The following is a 14,719-nucleotide window of genomic DNA, read 5'->3' as shown; positions in this document are numbered from 1 at the left end:
TCCCCCGGGCGCGCCCGAGGCCTTCGGTGGTTGCTCAGCCATGCGCCAAAAATAGGAGCGCGATGCCGGGACGACAGCGGTCCGGCCGCGTGGCAGGCCGCAGGGCAGCCGTGCAGGCGTCAGCGCGCCAGCATCAACATCAGCGGCGCCGTCGCGAAGGACAGCGGAACGCCCACTCCCACCATCAACACCGCCAGGTCCGGGTCCAGGTCATGCTCGGCCGCGAGGATGGCCGCGCTCACCATGGGTCCCATGGCCGCCTGCAGCAGCGTGGCCTGCACCACCGTGGGCGCCAGCCCTGGCAGGGCCAGCAGGCCCGCGGCAGTCAGCGCCGGCACCAACAGCAGCTTGTACGACAGCCCCAGGGCCACCGCGGGCAGCCGGGGTTTGATGCCCGACAGGCGCAGCTGCAGGCCAATGGCGAACAGCGCCAGCGGCGTCAGCAGCGCGCCCAACCGCTCCAGAACTCCGTCCAGCCAGACCGGATAGGCCCAAGGCCGCGTCGCCAACGCCACCACCAGCGCCAGGAACGGGGGGAAGGTGGCCACCTTGCGCGCGAGTTGGCGCAGGGACAGCGGCGTGTCCGCGCCCGCCCGGGCCGCCGCCACCGTGGCCAGCGAGGACAGCACCAGGAAGGAGCCGAGCTGATCCACCACCACCGCCACCGGCAGGCCCTTGGCCCCCAGCAGCGCCTCCGCCATGGGCAGCCCCACGAAGGCGGTGTTGCCCAGTCCCGCCGTCAGCACCAACGCCATGATGGACGGCTTCGACAGCCCCAGCCGGGGCCCCAGCAGTCGGAAGAAGGGGCCCGCGCCCAGGTAGTAGAGCCACGGCACCGAGGCGGCGACCAGCAGCTCCGGCACGAACACCAACTGGTGCATGGCCCGCAGCACCAGCGCGGGCAGCGCCACGTACAGCACGAAGGTGTTGAACGCCCCGGCGGAGCCCTCCGGGAACTTCCCACTGTGCCGGGCCAGGACGCCCAGCACCATACACGCCCCCAACAGCCCGATGACGTTCCCCATGGCGGCCGCAGCGTCTCAGCCCGCCGCGTCGGACTCCAGCGACATGCGGAAAAAGAAACGGGCGGCCTTCCCGTGGGGGAAGACCGCCCGTCGTTCACTTCACGCCGAAGCCTGGACTACGGCTTGGTGTAGTTGATGGCCAGGTTGAACGTAGCGGACGTGTAGCCACGCACCATGATGTACGCGGTGGTCTGTCCCGCGGGCACGGCGATGTCGCACGTCTCGGAAGCGCCGCTGAGGTACGGACGGCAGTTGTACGCGCTCGTGGTGGGGGCCGAGCCAAAGCGGACGTAGAGGTCCGGGTCACCCGAGCCCGTCATCACGACCTTGAAGTTGGTGCCGGCCTTCACGCTGAAGGGGCCGTAGTTCTGGCTGCCACCCGAGGTCACGGAGCCAGAGCGCGTCTCGCTGGTGGGCGTGCCGTTACCACCGCCCAGGGGCGCGAGGTAGTTGATGGTCAGGCTGAAGTTGGCGGCCGAGTAGCCACGCACCATGATGTACGCACTGGTCACACCTTCCGGGACCTCGATCTCGCAGGTCTCGTTGGCGCCGGCGAGGTACGGACGGCAGTTGTACTCCGTCGTGGTGGGCGCCGAGCCGAAGCGGACGTAGAGGTCCGGGTCACCCGTACCCGTACCCGTCATCACGACCTTGAAGGTCGAGCGGGGGACGATGGTGAAGGGACCGTAGTTGACGTTCGCATTCGCAGCCACCGAGCCCGAGCGGGTCTCCGTGGTGGGAACGCCTTCCGGCGGCGGCGGGGGCGGCGGGGGCGGCTCACCGTTCGGCGTGCCGTAGAGCGCCTGGATGCCCTGGACGTCCTTCGTCGTCAGCACGAGGTCACCCGTCTGCGTGCCGTTGCAGTGCGGGTAGTGCATGACGGACGCGCCGTCGTAGGCGGTCAGCACACGCCAGTTGTTGTCCTCGAAGCACGTGCCGGACTCAGGGCGGGTGTGCTCGTGACGGAAGCCGAGCACGTGGCCCAGCTCGTGGCGCGTCACGCCCGCCAGCGTCCAGACGCCCATGGGGCCGAAGGCGCTGTTGTCGAAGAGGACGTTGCGGCTGGAGCGCGCGTCACCCGGGAAGAACGCGCGGGCGATGTACTGGCCATTCACGTTGATGGGGCGCACGTCGAACAGCACGTTGTTGTTGGAGGCGGTGCAGTTGGAGTCCTGCGCGCTCACGTGGACGAACTTCACGTGGCCGGCGGCCTCCCACGCGGCCGTCGCGCTGGCCATGGCGTTGACCACCGTCTGGTAGTTGTTACCGAACGAGGTGCTCACGCAGTAGGTGAGGTTCAGCTTCTGCGTGTCGTTCCACTTCGCGTCCGCCCCGCCCACGCGGTGGACGATGAGCTGCCCGTTCTTGACGTTGGTGTCATAGAACTCGCGCAGGTGCTTCTCGGTCGCGAACGTCGTGTCACCGTCGGCGATGAAGATGCCCGTGTCGGGCTCCTGGTACACGAGAGAGAGGAACTCCTCCCACGACATCCCCTGACCGAGCGTCTCCTCGGAAGCAGGAGTGGTGCCATCGCTACCGCCGCAACCGGCGAGCAGCGCCAGGCCCGTGAGGGCGCCGACAAACTTGGACTGTGACATGGACATCCTTGTTGGGATGAGTGGTTCGCAGCCGATTAAGCAGCCGCCATGCCAGTATCCAAGTCATCGCCGTCATTCAGGATTTCTGATGGCTCCCCGTTCAACGAGGTGTACCGGGACTCCAAGCCCCCCCGGCAATTCGTAAACAGGGTTTACACTTCACCCTCAAACGATAGTGCTTCTAAGGGCTTACCCGTAGAAGCACGATTGACCGAAACTCGGACAGGCCGCCCTGAAACAAGACACCCCTTCATCAACCGTCCGTATTCGTCCGTCCTGAAAAGAGACAGCAGCAACGGAAACCCTACAGCCCCACCAGACTCTCCGGACGATTCAGGCCGCGCGCACGGCCCAGCGGCTGGAGGATGTCCTGCGGCGGCGCGTCCGCGGTGAGCAGGAGCGCGCGCACGGCGGTCTCCACCACGTCCTCGGCACCAGGGCGGACCATGCCGCGGCGGGCATCCGCCACGCGCTTGCCGCGGTAGGCGTCGAAGCGCTCCTTCACGCGGCGGGCAACGTCCGACACCGCCTTGTCGCCCACCTCCACGCGCAGCTCCAATTCGTTGCGCAGCTGCACCGGGTCCGCGAGCACGCCGTACCGGTCGTAGCCCTTGTGCGCCATGTCCTCGTGCATCACCGCGTAGTCCTGCGTGTTGGGCGCGGGCACCTGCTGCTCCTTGATGAGGTCCCGCATCACCGCGGTGACGGAGGCCGTCACGGTGAGCCGGTGGAGCTGCACGTCGAACACGAAGTCCGAATACATGGGCTCCTCCACGGTGATGGGCTCGCGGAAGGTGGTGTCGCGGTGGCGCTGCACCTGCGTGCGCTGGCCCTCGGACTTGTCCAGCGCCTCCTCCAGCGCCTTCTCCTTCTGCAGGGACGCGGCGGCCTTGGCCACCAGCAGCACCTCCTCGGCGACGCACGCCTTGTTGTCGCAGCGTGAGGGGTTGCACTCGCTGGGGAACTGCCCCGGGCCGCTGACCTCGCGCGCGGCCTCGCCGCAATCCTGCAGGGCCTCGCGGCACTGGCGGCGCTCCCGCTCGCGGCAGCGCTCCGCGGCCACGCGCACCATGGACAGCTCCGCCTGCATGCGCAGGTACTCGCGCAGCGCGGCGGCCTGCTTGCGCTCCACGTCCTCCAGGGTGCGCTCGGCCTTCAGGAGCTGGGTCTCGAAGCCGCCGCGGCGCGGGTTGGGCACGGAGCGATTTCCGGCGAGGTAGCGCTGCGTGCGCTGCGACTCCTCCACCACCTGCAGCGGCAGCACCCGCTCCAGTGACAAATCCAGCGTCACGCCTTCGCGGCCCGCCGGGGCCTCCGTCACCACGCGCAGGGGCAGCTGCGTGGGCAGCATCGCCGCCAGCCGGCCGGCCGCCAGCCGCTGCGCCACGTCCGGCGCTCCGGCCCGGTCCTCCACCGGCGAGGCCACCACCAGGAAGGCCACCTCGTCGCGCAGCTTCTGGCGCACGGCCTCGGCCCGCTCCCGCGCCGCGGTGGCGCCCACGCGCTCCTGGTCCGCGCGGACGTAGGCCACCAGCGCGTTGCCCAGCTTGCCGGCCTTCTCCAGTCCTTCACCCGTGCCGAACCAGCGCCGCGCCCAGGCCACCTGCACGCCGTCCACACCCCGCTTGGCGGCCGCGTGGTCCGGCGCCACCGACAGCACCGCGTCGAACTCCGTGCGCGCGTCCTGCAACCGCTCCGCCTTCAACGCCACGTTGCCCGCCGCCACGCGCGCATCCAGGGTGGCGCCAAGCAGCTCCCGCGCCGAAACGTTGTCCGCGTTGAGTTCCAGCGCGCGCACCAGGCGCTTCATCGCGCCATCCAGGTCCCCGGAGGCATGCACGGCGCGCGCATCCTCCAGCACCACCTCGCTCCAAGCCTGACGCACCTTGCCCAGCTTCACCTTGACCTCGGAGGCCTCCGGGTCCGCTGCCAGCGCGCGCAGATAGGCCGCCTCCGCCTCCGCCCACTTCTGTTCCTGGCTGGCGGCGTCTCCCTCCTTCACCGCACGGGAGAAGGCGGAACAGCCGGACAGTGCGAGCACCAGGGCCAGGGCCAGGGCCCCCAACCAGGGGTGGGACGAAGAAGGAGGGGGGCGGGGGGGTCGGGCAGACGCGTTCACACCCGCATCTTCGAGGAAAGCCCCCACCGGGTGAAGACTCCGGACGTCCTCTTGGCCGCCGGCCATCCCGGCAGGCACCCCTCCCCCGGAGGTCTGCCATTGCCAGCCAGGCCCCCGCTCCCGCCAAGAGCCCTCACTTCCTGTTGCGGCGACAATGTATGTCACCTTTTCAGCGACCTTGAATTCTTGCGCTGCGGGCTACTCTGCCCCAGAATGAGTCCCAAACGCCCCACCCCTCGTAAATTCCGCCAATATTTACAGTCCAGTTGCGATAGTTTTCTCTGACTGTATAAATTCACTTCATTCATCGCCCTCCCGCTGCATTCCCAACCGGAGCACTCTGGACCCTCCCCCATGGAATCTGTCGCCCGCTCCCAGACTTCAGCGCCTCGTCAGGTCGTACGGACCGTGCTTCATGAGGCCCTGGAGAGCAAACTCGGTGGGGAGGTCGTGGTCCGGTCCACCTCCGTGTCCGGACGGATCTTCGTGGTGGCGCGGAAGGTGGCCTGGGCGGTCCTCAATGGGCCGGGGGCGCTCAACTTCTCCTCGGTGCTCATCCGGGAGCGGGTGGTCAGCCGCGAGGACGTCGAGCAGGTGGTGGCGGAGTGCCGGCAGAGCGGGGGCAACTTCTGCGAGACGCTGGTGACGTGGGGCCTGGTTCCCCGGGACACCATGCGGGACTTGCTGCGCCGCCACATGTCGGAGCAGTTGGAGGCCTTGCTGTCGCTGACGGACGCCCAGGCCATGTTCGTTCCGCAGCCGCGCACCTACTCCAGCCAACTGACGTATGGCCTGGATGAGCTGATTTCCACTGTCGCGAAGCCTCCCACCCACCCCCTGGTAGAAAGCGAAGTCATGGCGAACGTGAAGCAGTCCCTGGAAGAGGCGCTGAAAATCGAAGGGGCCTTCGCGGCCTGTCTGGCGGACTCGAAGAGCGGCATGTGTCTGGGCAGCGTTGGCGGCAACCCGGCCTTCAACATCGAGACGGCGGCGGCGGCCAACACCGAGGTCGTGCGCTCCAAGATGAAGGCCATGAGCATGCTGGGCATCAAGGACCGCATCGAGGACATCCTCATCACGCTCGGCGAGCAGTACCACCTCATCCGCCCGCTGACGGGCAAGGAGGGCCTGTTCCTGTACGTGGCCCTCCACCGCGCCAGCGCCAACCTGGCGATGGCCCGCTACAAGCTGTCCGAGGTCGAGAAGACGCTTCAGGTGTGAGCTGCCCCCAGGTGGATGAGCGCCCGCCCGCCACCCGGGCGGCGCGCCCCACCTCGCCTCGGAGGCGCCGGGAATGACGCGGCGCAATGGCAGGTAGTGGAATGACACGTCCCACGAGGGGGGCGAGAGAGGCACCATGTCCTGTCCACAGCCACGACCCACCGAGTTCCGCCTTCCGCTGCGGGCCGAGTCCTTCTCCATCGACGACCACCGCAACGTGCACTGCCGCTTCTACGGCGGCTGCATCGACGTCGCGGTGAAGAAGGACTGGGATAGCTTCACCTGCGCCAAGTGCCCTCTGTTCCACGAGGACCAGGCCCCGGGCGCCAGCGCGTACGCCTTCAACCAGCCCGCGGATCCGGGCCGGCCCTAGCGGCATCCGCGGACAGGCCCCGGCGGTGCGCGCTTCCATGGGACGAGGGAGCGCCCCACCGCCGGAGCCTCCGTTGACCAGCCCACGCGAAGCCGGGACTCCTGGAGGGAGTAGGCATGCGGGGCTCCTGACGCCAGCTTGGGGCCTAACCTGGAGGCCCCCATGCTGCGCCAGCTCCTGCTCTCCGACTTCCGTTCCGAGGGCCCCGCCGCCGGACATGGCTGGCCGCTGGTGCAGCACACGTTTCCCACCGTGCAGCTCGCGCCCCTGGCCGCAGGGCGCGGGGGCCGCGTGCTGCACCTGGACGCTTCCGAATGGAACGCGCCGGCCTTCGACCCCATCGCCTGGGACGCTCGCGTCTTCGAAGCGGCGGAGAGCACCGAATGGCTGTCCTTGCATCTGGACGGCGCGAGCTGTGAGGCGCTCGTCGTGGCCGCGCTGGAAATCCTCACCCGCTATCAATGTCTGGTGCGGCGCCGCAACGCGGCCTCGGCCACACCGCTCTTCAGCCGGCTGCTGGCGCGGTACCGCTCGCTGCATGATTTGGAGCAGCCTCGGGTGCGCGCGGAGTTCCACCGCACGGTGGATGCCTGGCAATGGACGCTCCGGCTGCGGCCAGATGTGGACCTTCCGCCGCAGGCCGCGGCCTTCTTCCATGAAGGGGAGCAACCCACGACGCCAGCTCGCGCCGACCGTGCGGTTCAGGTGTTGGAGGAGGCCGGCGCGGATGACGCCACCTGCCGGCGCGTGCGGGAGTTGCTGGCGCGCGACGCGCGCCCCGCCAACGCGCGGGACGTGTCACTGCTGGACACCGCGGACGCGCTGTCGTTCTTCTGCCGGGAGGCCTCCGCCTGGTTCCGCGAGGCCCCGCCCGAGCACCGCCGCCGTCAGGTGGCCCGGATGCTCGCGCGGCTGCGGCCCGAACACCTGCGCTGGTTGGGACACATGCGCCTGGCGCCGGCCGTGCGCGGCCAGCTCGAGGTCCTGGTGGCCGCCCACTTCCCGGTGGACGGCACGGCCTGAGTTGGACGACACGCGCGCGGCCGCCCACGCTACGCGTGAACGGTCCGGTCCGACGGGCAGCCCAGGGCGTTGTCGTTCATGGTGACGTCGCCCGTGAGGCCAGCGGCCTGCTCCCGCTCGGTAACCTCGCGCAGGTGGCGCTCCTGCTTGTTGCCCAAGGCTCCGCCCAGAATCACGGCCATGATGAGGACGGAGAAGATGACGACTCCCAGGATGGTGGCGCCAAGGATTTCCATGAGCTGACCCTCGCTTGCTGGGACCGCGCGCCACTGAGGCGAGCACGGCCGCGTTGACTTCACCCTGTAAAGGTGTGTCGTCCCGCCACTCACGGCGCTGCTTCCCCGGCCGTCCCTGGCAGGGACGTCCGCCCGTCCAGCAGGCAGGCGGCTAACGCGCGAGCATGTCTGTCTTCTCGAAGCGAGGAAGGCACAGCCAGAAGCGAGTGCCCTCTTCCGACGTGGACGTCACCTGCAGCAGACCGCCGTGGGCCCGCACGATTTCGTGGGTGATGTAGAGCCCCAGGCCCAGCCCGTTGCGCTGCGCGCTGCGCATGTCCTGCGCACGCACGAAGGGGTCGAAGATGTGAGGCAGCCGCTCCTGGGGAATGGGCAGCCCCCAGTTGTGCACCTCCATCCGGACGCCGCCCTCCTCATCGCGCACGTACACGCTGACGGACGTGTCCTCGGGCGAATACTGCACGGCGTTGCCCACCAGGTTGGAGGCCGCCTGGGCGATGCGGTCCGCGTCCCATTCGCCCCAGCCATTGCCGGACAGGGCCAGCTCGAAGCGGCGCATGGGGTGCGCCACCTCCAGCTCCTCCACCACCTGCCGCAACACTTCGTGCAGGTTCACCCGGGCGCGCGTCAGCGGGTAGCCGCCGCCCAGCCGGGTACGCGTGAAGTCCAGCAAGTCGTTGATCATCCGCGCCATCCGGTCCGCGGAGATGGAGATGCGGTTGACGGCCTTGCGCTGCGGCTCTGCCAGTCCGCCATAGCGCAGCAGCAGGGCCGCGTTGCCGGAGATGGCCTGCAGCGGGTTGCGCAGGTCATGCCCGAGGACGCCCAGGAACTGCTCGCGGAACACCGCCGTCTGCCGCGCCGCCTCCTCGCGCTTGAGCCCCTCCTCTACCCGCTTGCGCTCGATGGCATAGCGCAGCGCCCGCACCAACAGCGGCCCCGTCACCCGCCCCTTCACCAGATAGTCCTGCGCGCCCTCGTGCACCGCCTGCACCGCCAGCTGCTCGTCGTCCGTACCGGTGAGCACCACCAGCGGCACCGACGGCGCGGCGTTGAGCAGGAGGGGGATGTTGGCCAGCCCCTGCCCGTCTGGCAGCGACAAGTCCAACAGCACCGCGTCCACGCCCGCGCCGCCCAGCACGCGCACCGCGTCCGCCAGCCGCTCCACGTGGAGGACGTCGAAGCGCGCGGTGGCAATCTCCTTCAGTTCCTCCTGGAGCAGCCGCGCGTCGCCCGCGTTGTCCTCCACCAGCAGCAGGCGCAGGGGGCGCCCGTCCATGCTCCGGTCGCTCATGAAGCCTCGGGCTTGGGGGGCAGCCGGACGACGGACAACCAGAAGTCGTCAATGGAGCGCACTACGGAAATGAACTGCTCCAGGTCCACCGGTTTGGAGATGTAGCAGTTCGCGTGCAGGTCGTAGGTGCGCAGGACGTCTTCTTCCGCCTTCGACGTGGTGAGCACCACCACCGGGATGCGGCGCAGGACCGGGTCGACCTTGATTTCCGCCAGCACCTCGCGCCCGTCCTTCCGGGGCAGGTTGAGGTCCAGCAGGATGAGGTCGGGCCGGGCGGCGTTCGCATACGCGCCCTGGCGCCGCAGGAAGGCCAGCGCCTCCACGCCGTCGCGCGCCACCGACAGGCTGTTGCGCACCTTCCCCTCCTTGAGGGCTTCGATGGTCAACCGCACGTCGCCGGGGTTGTCCTCCACCAGGAGGATTTCAATCGGGCTGCCAGTCGCGTCGTGGCTCATGTCTCAAGACTCCGGATGGGACGGTGCGGCGGGCAGCGTGAACCAGAAGGCCGTACCTTCGCCTGGCTGGGACTCCACGCCGATGTGGCCACCATGGCGCTCGACGATTTTCTTGCAGATGGCCAGGCCAATCCCCGTGCCCGGGTACTCCTCCTTGCCGTGGAGCCGCTGGAAGATGACGAAGATGCGCTCGAAGTACTCGGGGGAGATGCCAATGCCCCAGTCGCGCACGGTGAAGCGGACCTCTTCTCCCCGCGGCTCGGCGTGCACCCGCACCCGGGGCGGCGCGGCGCCGTGGAACTTGAGCGCGTTGCCCACCAGGTTCTGGAACAACTGGGTGAGCTGCGTCTCGTCCGCGAGCACCGCTGGCAGCGGGCCGTGCTCCACCGAGGCCCGTGTCTCCTGGATGGCCGCCCGCAGGTTCGCGGTCGCCCGCTCCAGCGCCCGTCCCGCGTCGCACGGGCGGATGTCCCGGCGCCGCGTGCCCACCCGCGAATAGGCCAGCAGGTCCTGGATGAGCCGCTGCATGCGGTTCACGCCATCCACCGCGTAGTGGATGAACTCGTCCGCGTCCGCATCCAGCTTGCCCTTGTAGCGCCGGCCCAGCAGCTGGGTGTAGCTGGCCACCATGCGCAGCGGCTCCTGCAAGTCGTGCGAAGCCACGTAGGCGAACTGCTGAAGCTCTTCGTTGGAGCGGGCCAGCTCCTGGGCGCGCTGCTGCAACCCCTCCTCGGCGCGGCGGCGCTCCACGCCCTGGGCGATGGCGTCCGACACCGCCGCCAGCGCGGCCGCCGCGTCCTCACCCAGCGGCTCCCTGCAATAGACGCCGAGCACCCCCACCAGCTGCCCACGCACCATCAGCGGCATGCCCGAGAACGCGCGCACGCCTGTCTCATTCAACCAGGCGCGGTCCAGGACACGCGTGTCGTTGGTCAGGTCGTCCACGCGGAGCTGCGTGCGCAGGCGGGCCACCTCGCTCACCATGCTGGGGCCGTCCACCTGGACCCGCATCCACTTGTCGCGCGGCGGCGCGGTGGGGCCCGCGTTGCCCGCCAGCTCCAGGGTGTGAGTGTCGCGTGAGTACAGCCACAGCCGCGCCGTCTGCGCCCCCAGGTGCGTCACCAGGGCGTCGGCGCAGTCCTGGAGAATCTCCGACAAGGCGTCCTCGCGAGCCAGGGCGAGGCTCACCTCCGCGCGCAGCGCTTCCAGCCTGCGGGCGGCCGCCTCACGTTCCAGACGGCGGGCGGCGTCCTCCACCTGGCGCTGGGCGGAGATGTCCGTGGTGGTACCCACCCATTCGCGCACGCCGCCGTCCGGATTGAGTACCGGCACCGCGCGCACGCGCACGGGGGTGTAGTGCCCGTCTGGACGGGACAGGCGGTACTCCGCCTCATAGGGGCGGCGCTGCTCCACCGCGGCGAACCAGCTCCGCGCCGCCCTGTCCCGGTCCTCCGGGTGCACGGCCGAAAGCCACTCGTGTCCCCGCCACTGCGCATACGTCCGTCCGGTGAAGGCGCGCCAGGAAGGGCTGTCCTCCTCGATGTCGCCGTCGGGGCGCGTCACCCAGACGGCCTGGGTAGAGGCGGTGACCAGCGAGCGGAAGCGCAGCTCCATCCGCCGCGCGTCCTTGATGAGCCGGGCGTTGTCCAGCGCCACCGCCGCGCGCTCGGCCAGCTGCGTGGCGAGCAGGAGGTCTGCCTGGGCGAAGCGCCGGCCTGACTCCGCGTGCACCAGCGACAGGGCGCCAATGGTGCGGCCGCGCGCTGTCAGTGGCACCATCATCGCGGAGCGCAGCCCCAGTTGCCGCGAGATGCGCAGGTGCTCCACGTCACGGGCCCCGGCCACCAGCAGCGCGTCCGGGACATCATGGAGCACCACCGGCGCCCCCGTGCGGATGACGGACAACACGCCAGAGGGGTCTTCATGGCGCGGCGGGTAGCGCACGCGCAGCTCCTCCGCGTAGCGCACCTTCTCCGGGTCCACGTGGGCCACGCCCACCTGGCGCGTGGAGCCATCCTCGTAGGCGATTTCGATGGCGCACCAGTCCGCCAGCGACGGCACCACCAGCCGCGTCAGCGCCGCGAGCGTGGCCTCGTAATCCAGCGAGGACGACGACAGCAGCGCGCCCGCCTCGGCCAGCACGCGCAGGGACTCCGCGGCGCGCTTCTGCTCCTCGATGTCCGTGCAGGTGCCGAACCATTTGACGATGCGCCCGCTGTCGTCGCGCACCGGGTGCGCCCGTCCCAGGTGCCAGCGCCACACGCCGTCATGGCGGCGGCAGCGGTACTCCACCTCGTAGGGTTCACCGGTGCGCAGGGAGTCCGCCCAGCGCCGGCCCGTCTCCTCCAGGTCATCGGGGTGGAAGGCCAACCGCCAACCCGCCCCCACTGACTGCTCGGGGGTGAGGCCCGTGTAGGAGTACCAACGGGCGTTGTAGTACTCGTGGTGGCCGTCCGCGCCGGTGACCCAGATGAGCTGGGGGATGCTCTCGGCGAGCAGTTGCAAGGCGTCCACGCCAGGGAGCGCCGGCACCGGACGCTGGGATTCCGGGACCACAGCCGGTGGACTACGGAGGGGGTGCGTCATGGAAGGCACCCGACCTTAACAGCCCGCACGGGCCACACCCTCCTGGCGGGAGGCGGCTTTTCAACAGCCGACAGTCCCGCGACAGGGTGCGTCCCACGCCGGGCAGCCAGGGAGGCGGGCCCCCCAGCGTCCCGTGTCAATGCCCCGCGGTCGTAGATGCCTGTCATTGCGCGGACAAATCAGACAGGCCCCTCGCTTGCCATGACAAACATTTCCAGTAGCCTTTCATACGAAGACATCAGACGCGGGTCGGTGCCGGGGGGAGGTTCACTGTAAGGCTTCAGGAGGAGCATGGACCCCATGTCCGTCCGCCGTCGCCATCAAGCAGGACAAGCCGCGGTCGAAACGGCGCTCGTCGTCCCGATGATGGTCTTCATCGTCCTGGGGACCATCCAACTGGGCATGGTGCACCACGCCCGGCTGATGACGGAGTACGGCGCCTACCGGGCCGCCCGGGCGGGAATCGTCAACCACGGCGACTGCAACATCATGCGGAAGGCCGCTCTGACGGCGCTGCTGCCAACGCTGGGCCCCCTGAGCCAGGACGTGAAGGGCCGCGTGGACACGCTCGACTTCGCCCAGGGCGTCCACACCGCGTACACGCGGCGGCTGTTCACGGGCTACCTGGACAACACGTTCATCCAGGTCTTCGAACGCTACCAGAGCGGCGCGCTGCCGTTGTTCCGGCTGGAGGTGGTCAACCCCAGACGCAGCGACCTGGACGGCCTGTTCGCCACCTACGGCTCGCACATGAACGCGAACGAGGTGGACTACGACGACATCCGGGACGCGCGCATCGTGGAGGCCAACCTCCTCTCCATCCGGCTGACGTACTTCTACGAGATGCGCATCCCCTTCGCGAACTGGCAGTTGCACAGCTTCTACATGGGCCGCGAATACCTGGGCGAGCTGCGCGGCATCCAGTTCGAGAACCAGCGCGTGGGCGGCCAGTCCGCCACCGAGTACCTGGAGCGCCGGGGCGCTGCGCGCAGCGACATCCACCGGAGCCTGAGCACGCTCGCCGGGGAAGGCACCTACGTCATGCCCCTGACGGCCACCTGGTCCATGCGCATGCAGTCCAACTACTTCGACAACCGCAATTACGGGCCGCGTGGCTGCGCGGTCGACAGCTGAGCCCCCACTCGGACTGGAGCCCCATGTTCCGCCTCCTCCGCAGGATGCGCCGTGACGAACGCGGCCAGGCCATGGTCATTGGCGCCGTCGCCATGCTGGTGCTGGCCGTCAGCGTGATGGCGTCGGTGAGCATCGGCCATGGCGTCTACGAGAAAATCAAACTCCAGGACGCCGCCGACGCGCAGGCCTACTCCATCGCGGTGAAGGAGGCGCGGGCCTACAACTTCCTGGCCTACACCAACCGCGCCATGGTGGTGCACTACTCCGCCATGCTCACGGTGATGTCCTACGTGAGCCACGCCGTCTACCTGGACCAGACCCTTCGCAGCGCGGCCAGCGTGCTCAAGTACATCCCCGTCATCGGCGCCGTGTTCGCGGCGGTGGAGGCGGCGCTCAAGTTCTGGAAATCCGCCGTGGAGGTGGTGTCACGGGTGCTCATCCCCATCCTCACGGGATTGAACATCGCGTTGTGGCTGGCCCAGGAAGCCATGCTCTACAGCACGCTCCTGGACCTGGTGACCTCCGACGGAAACACCGTCATCCAGGGCACCGACCCCAAGGCCCAGGTGGGCGTGGCGATGACTCACGGGACCGGCGGCGGAAACCCCGGTCTGTCGGTGCTGCGAGCCGTCACCAGCACCAACTATTCGAACCTGAAGAACTTCCTCCACCCGCTCGACGACGGGCCCCACAGCAGCGGCAGCGTGGACCTCAGCGACCCGACCGGCACGGGCACACGCTCCAAGCTCCTGCGCGACAACAAGCTCTCCGACCCGGACATGGCCAAGTACCGCCTGCTCATGGGCAACCTGGCCAACGCCGTGCGGCGGCGGTGGACGGCCGAAGGCGAAGGCCCGGTCCTCATCGGCCGCCGGTGGAACCTGAGCCTGTGCCTGGCCCTCTTCCAGGTGCGCATCGCGAAGACCGCCGACAGCCAAATCAAGAGCTTCCATGAGGACTTCGAGAACAACCGCAAGGACCAGCTCTACGCCGCCGACGACATCCAGATTCGCGTCCGGCCCGCCTGCTTCATCGGCCGCTGGCGGACCGTCTTCCAGCTGCGCTTTCGCGCCGCGGCGGACGCCCAGGGCGGCTTCCACCAGGAGTTCGGCCGCCGCAAGACGGATGACCACCACGACTGGACGGGCATCACCCCGTTCGTCACCTCGGACCCCAGCTTCATCCGGCCGTGGCAGTACCACTTCGGCTACCCCTGCAACGTCACCGTCCTGTCCAAGGACATGGGCGCCGTGAGCGGTGCCAACAACGCGCCCTTCCAGATGAAGAACCTTTCGGAGAACGCCTTCATGAAGAACGTGTCGGGCCGCATCGACGCCGAAGGCGAAATCGTGGGTGACGGATTCCTGGACATGACGTGGAAGTATGTGGGCGGCTACCGGATGGCGAACGGTGACTTCGACGATGACGCCGACCACTTCCGCCAGACGACCGGCGGGATGATGGCCATCGCGGTGGGCCGCGCCGTCTACCACCGCCCCGGCGAGTGGAAGGAGGAGCCCAACTTCTTCAACCCGCTGTGGACGGCGCGTCTGGCTCCCGTGAAGACCCACTGGGAGGACTCCGCCATGCGCCTGATGATTCGGGAGTGGGACCTCAGCGCGGGCTGGTTCAGGAACGCCTTCAATTACTGACGG

12 protein-coding genes are annotated in these 14,719 nt (G+C 68.8%); 5 read left to right on the top strand and 7 right to left on the bottom strand.

All coding sequences use genetic code 11. The features are described from left to right. Window positions 1–119: 119 nt before the first annotated feature. The 3 genes from OZ403_RS04160 to traC form a co-directional block, all read right to left on the bottom strand. A complete protein-coding gene (locus tag OZ403_RS04160) occupies window positions 120–1,025 on the bottom strand; it encodes an AEC family transporter (RefSeq protein ID WP_140787480.1) in 906 nt (301 codons plus the stop codon). Between the two features lie 116 nt (window positions 1,026–1,141). Then, window positions 1,142–2,629, bottom strand: coding sequence for a pre-peptidase C-terminal domain-containing protein (locus OZ403_RS04155; RefSeq protein ID WP_140787478.1), 1,488 nt, complete (start codon window positions 2,627–2,629; stop codon window positions 1,142–1,144). A gap of 298 nt (window positions 2,630–2,927) precedes the next feature. Then, complete coding sequence (traC, locus tag OZ403_RS04150) at window positions 2,928–4,820, bottom strand: outer membrane exchange accessory lipoprotein TraC (protein WP_268783522.1); 1,893 nt, start codon at window positions 4,818–4,820, stop codon at window positions 2,928–2,930. 372 nt (window positions 4,821–5,192) lie between these two features. On the opposite strand from traC, the gene OZ403_RS04145 reads away from it, so the two are divergent. From OZ403_RS04145 to OZ403_RS04135, 3 genes are all read left to right on the top strand, one after another. Next, window positions 5,193–5,963, top strand: coding sequence for a hypothetical protein (locus OZ403_RS04145; protein ID WP_237078039.1), 771 nt, complete (start codon window positions 5,193–5,195; stop codon window positions 5,961–5,963). A 136-nt stretch (window positions 5,964–6,099) separates the two neighbouring features. Then, a complete protein-coding gene (locus OZ403_RS04140; RefSeq protein ID WP_140787474.1) occupies window positions 6,100–6,336 on the top strand; it encodes a hypothetical protein in 237 nt (78 codons plus the stop codon). A gap of 162 nt (window positions 6,337–6,498) precedes the next feature. Beyond that, a complete protein-coding gene (locus tag OZ403_RS04135; protein ID WP_268783521.1) occupies window positions 6,499–7,359 on the top strand; it encodes a DUF4202 domain-containing protein in 861 nt (286 codons plus the stop codon). Between the two features lie 29 nt (window positions 7,360–7,388). Here the strand turns inward: OZ403_RS04135 and OZ403_RS04130 are convergent, their stop codons facing one another. The 4 genes from OZ403_RS04130 to OZ403_RS04115 form a co-directional block, all read right to left on the bottom strand. Continuing rightward, window positions 7,389–7,595, bottom strand: coding sequence for a hypothetical protein (locus OZ403_RS04130; RefSeq protein WP_140787470.1), 207 nt, complete (start codon window positions 7,593–7,595; stop codon window positions 7,389–7,391). 151 nt (window positions 7,596–7,746) lie between these two features. Further along, entirely contained in the window at window positions 7,747–8,874 is a 1,128-nt protein-coding gene (locus OZ403_RS04125) for a hybrid sensor histidine kinase/response regulator (RefSeq protein WP_140796337.1), read from the bottom strand. An 11-nt stretch (window positions 8,875–8,885) separates the two neighbouring features. Continuing rightward, window positions 8,886–9,344, bottom strand: coding sequence for a response regulator (locus OZ403_RS04120; RefSeq protein ID WP_140787468.1), 459 nt, complete (start codon window positions 9,342–9,344; stop codon window positions 8,886–8,888). 3 nt (window positions 9,345–9,347) lie between these two features. Continuing rightward, window positions 9,348–11,876: a PAS domain-containing protein gene (locus tag OZ403_RS04115; protein WP_268783520.1), complete on the bottom strand. Its 2,529-nt coding sequence runs from the start codon at window positions 11,874–11,876 to the stop codon at window positions 9,348–9,350. 354 nt (window positions 11,877–12,230) lie between these two features. Here OZ403_RS04115 and OZ403_RS04110 point away from each other — a divergent pair, with 354 nt between their 5' ends. Then, a complete protein-coding gene (locus OZ403_RS04110) occupies window positions 12,231–13,064 on the top strand; it encodes a TadE family protein (protein ID WP_237078037.1) in 834 nt (277 codons plus the stop codon). A gap of 23 nt (window positions 13,065–13,087) precedes the next feature. After that, window positions 13,088–14,716, top strand: a complete 1,629-nt coding sequence (locus tag OZ403_RS04105; protein ID WP_268783519.1) for a pilus assembly protein — start codon at window positions 13,088–13,090, stop codon at window positions 14,714–14,716. Window positions 14,717–14,719: the final 3 nt, after the last annotated feature.

The sequence above is a fragment of the Myxococcus sp. NMCA1 genome, assembly GCF_026810205.1.
GTDB classification, from domain to species: Bacteria; Myxococcota; Myxococcia; order Myxococcales; family Myxococcaceae; genus Myxococcus; species Myxococcus xanthus_A.
Note: the sequence above shows the minus strand (reverse complement) of the source record. Positions and strands in the feature narration are given on the sequence as shown.

What these genes read in the sequence shown, in the direction of transcription:
- OZ403_RS04135 (WP_268783521.1), top strand. Translation starts at nt 6,499, where the DNA reads ATGCTGCGCCAGCTCCTGCTCTCCGACTTCCGTTCCGAGGGCCCCGCC.
- OZ403_RS04155 (WP_140787478.1), bottom strand. Translation starts at nt 2,629, where the DNA reads ATGTCCATGTCACAGTCCAAGTTTGTCGGCGCCCTCACGGGCCTGGCG.
- OZ403_RS04160 (WP_140787480.1), bottom strand. Translation starts at nt 1,025, where the DNA reads ATGGGGAACGTCATCGGGCTGTTGGGGGCGTGTATGGTGCTGGGCGTC.
- OZ403_RS04130 (WP_140787470.1), bottom strand. Translation starts at nt 7,595, where the DNA reads ATGGAAATCCTTGGCGCCACCATCCTGGGAGTCGTCATCTTCTCCGTC.
- OZ403_RS04110 (WP_237078037.1), top strand. Translation starts at nt 12,231, where the DNA reads ATGTCCGTCCGCCGTCGCCATCAAGCAGGACAAGCCGCGGTCGAAACG.
- OZ403_RS04140 (WP_140787474.1), top strand. Translation starts at nt 6,100, where the DNA reads ATGTCCTGTCCACAGCCACGACCCACCGAGTTCCGCCTTCCGCTGCGG.
- OZ403_RS04105 (WP_268783519.1), top strand. Translation starts at nt 13,088, where the DNA reads ATGTTCCGCCTCCTCCGCAGGATGCGCCGTGACGAACGCGGCCAGGCC.
- OZ403_RS04125 (WP_140796337.1), bottom strand. Translation starts at nt 8,874, where the DNA reads ATGGACGGGCGCCCCCTGCGCCTGCTGCTGGTGGAGGACAACGCGGGC.
- OZ403_RS04120 (WP_140787468.1), bottom strand. Translation starts at nt 9,344, where the DNA reads ATGAGCCACGACGCGACTGGCAGCCCGATTGAAATCCTCCTGGTGGAG.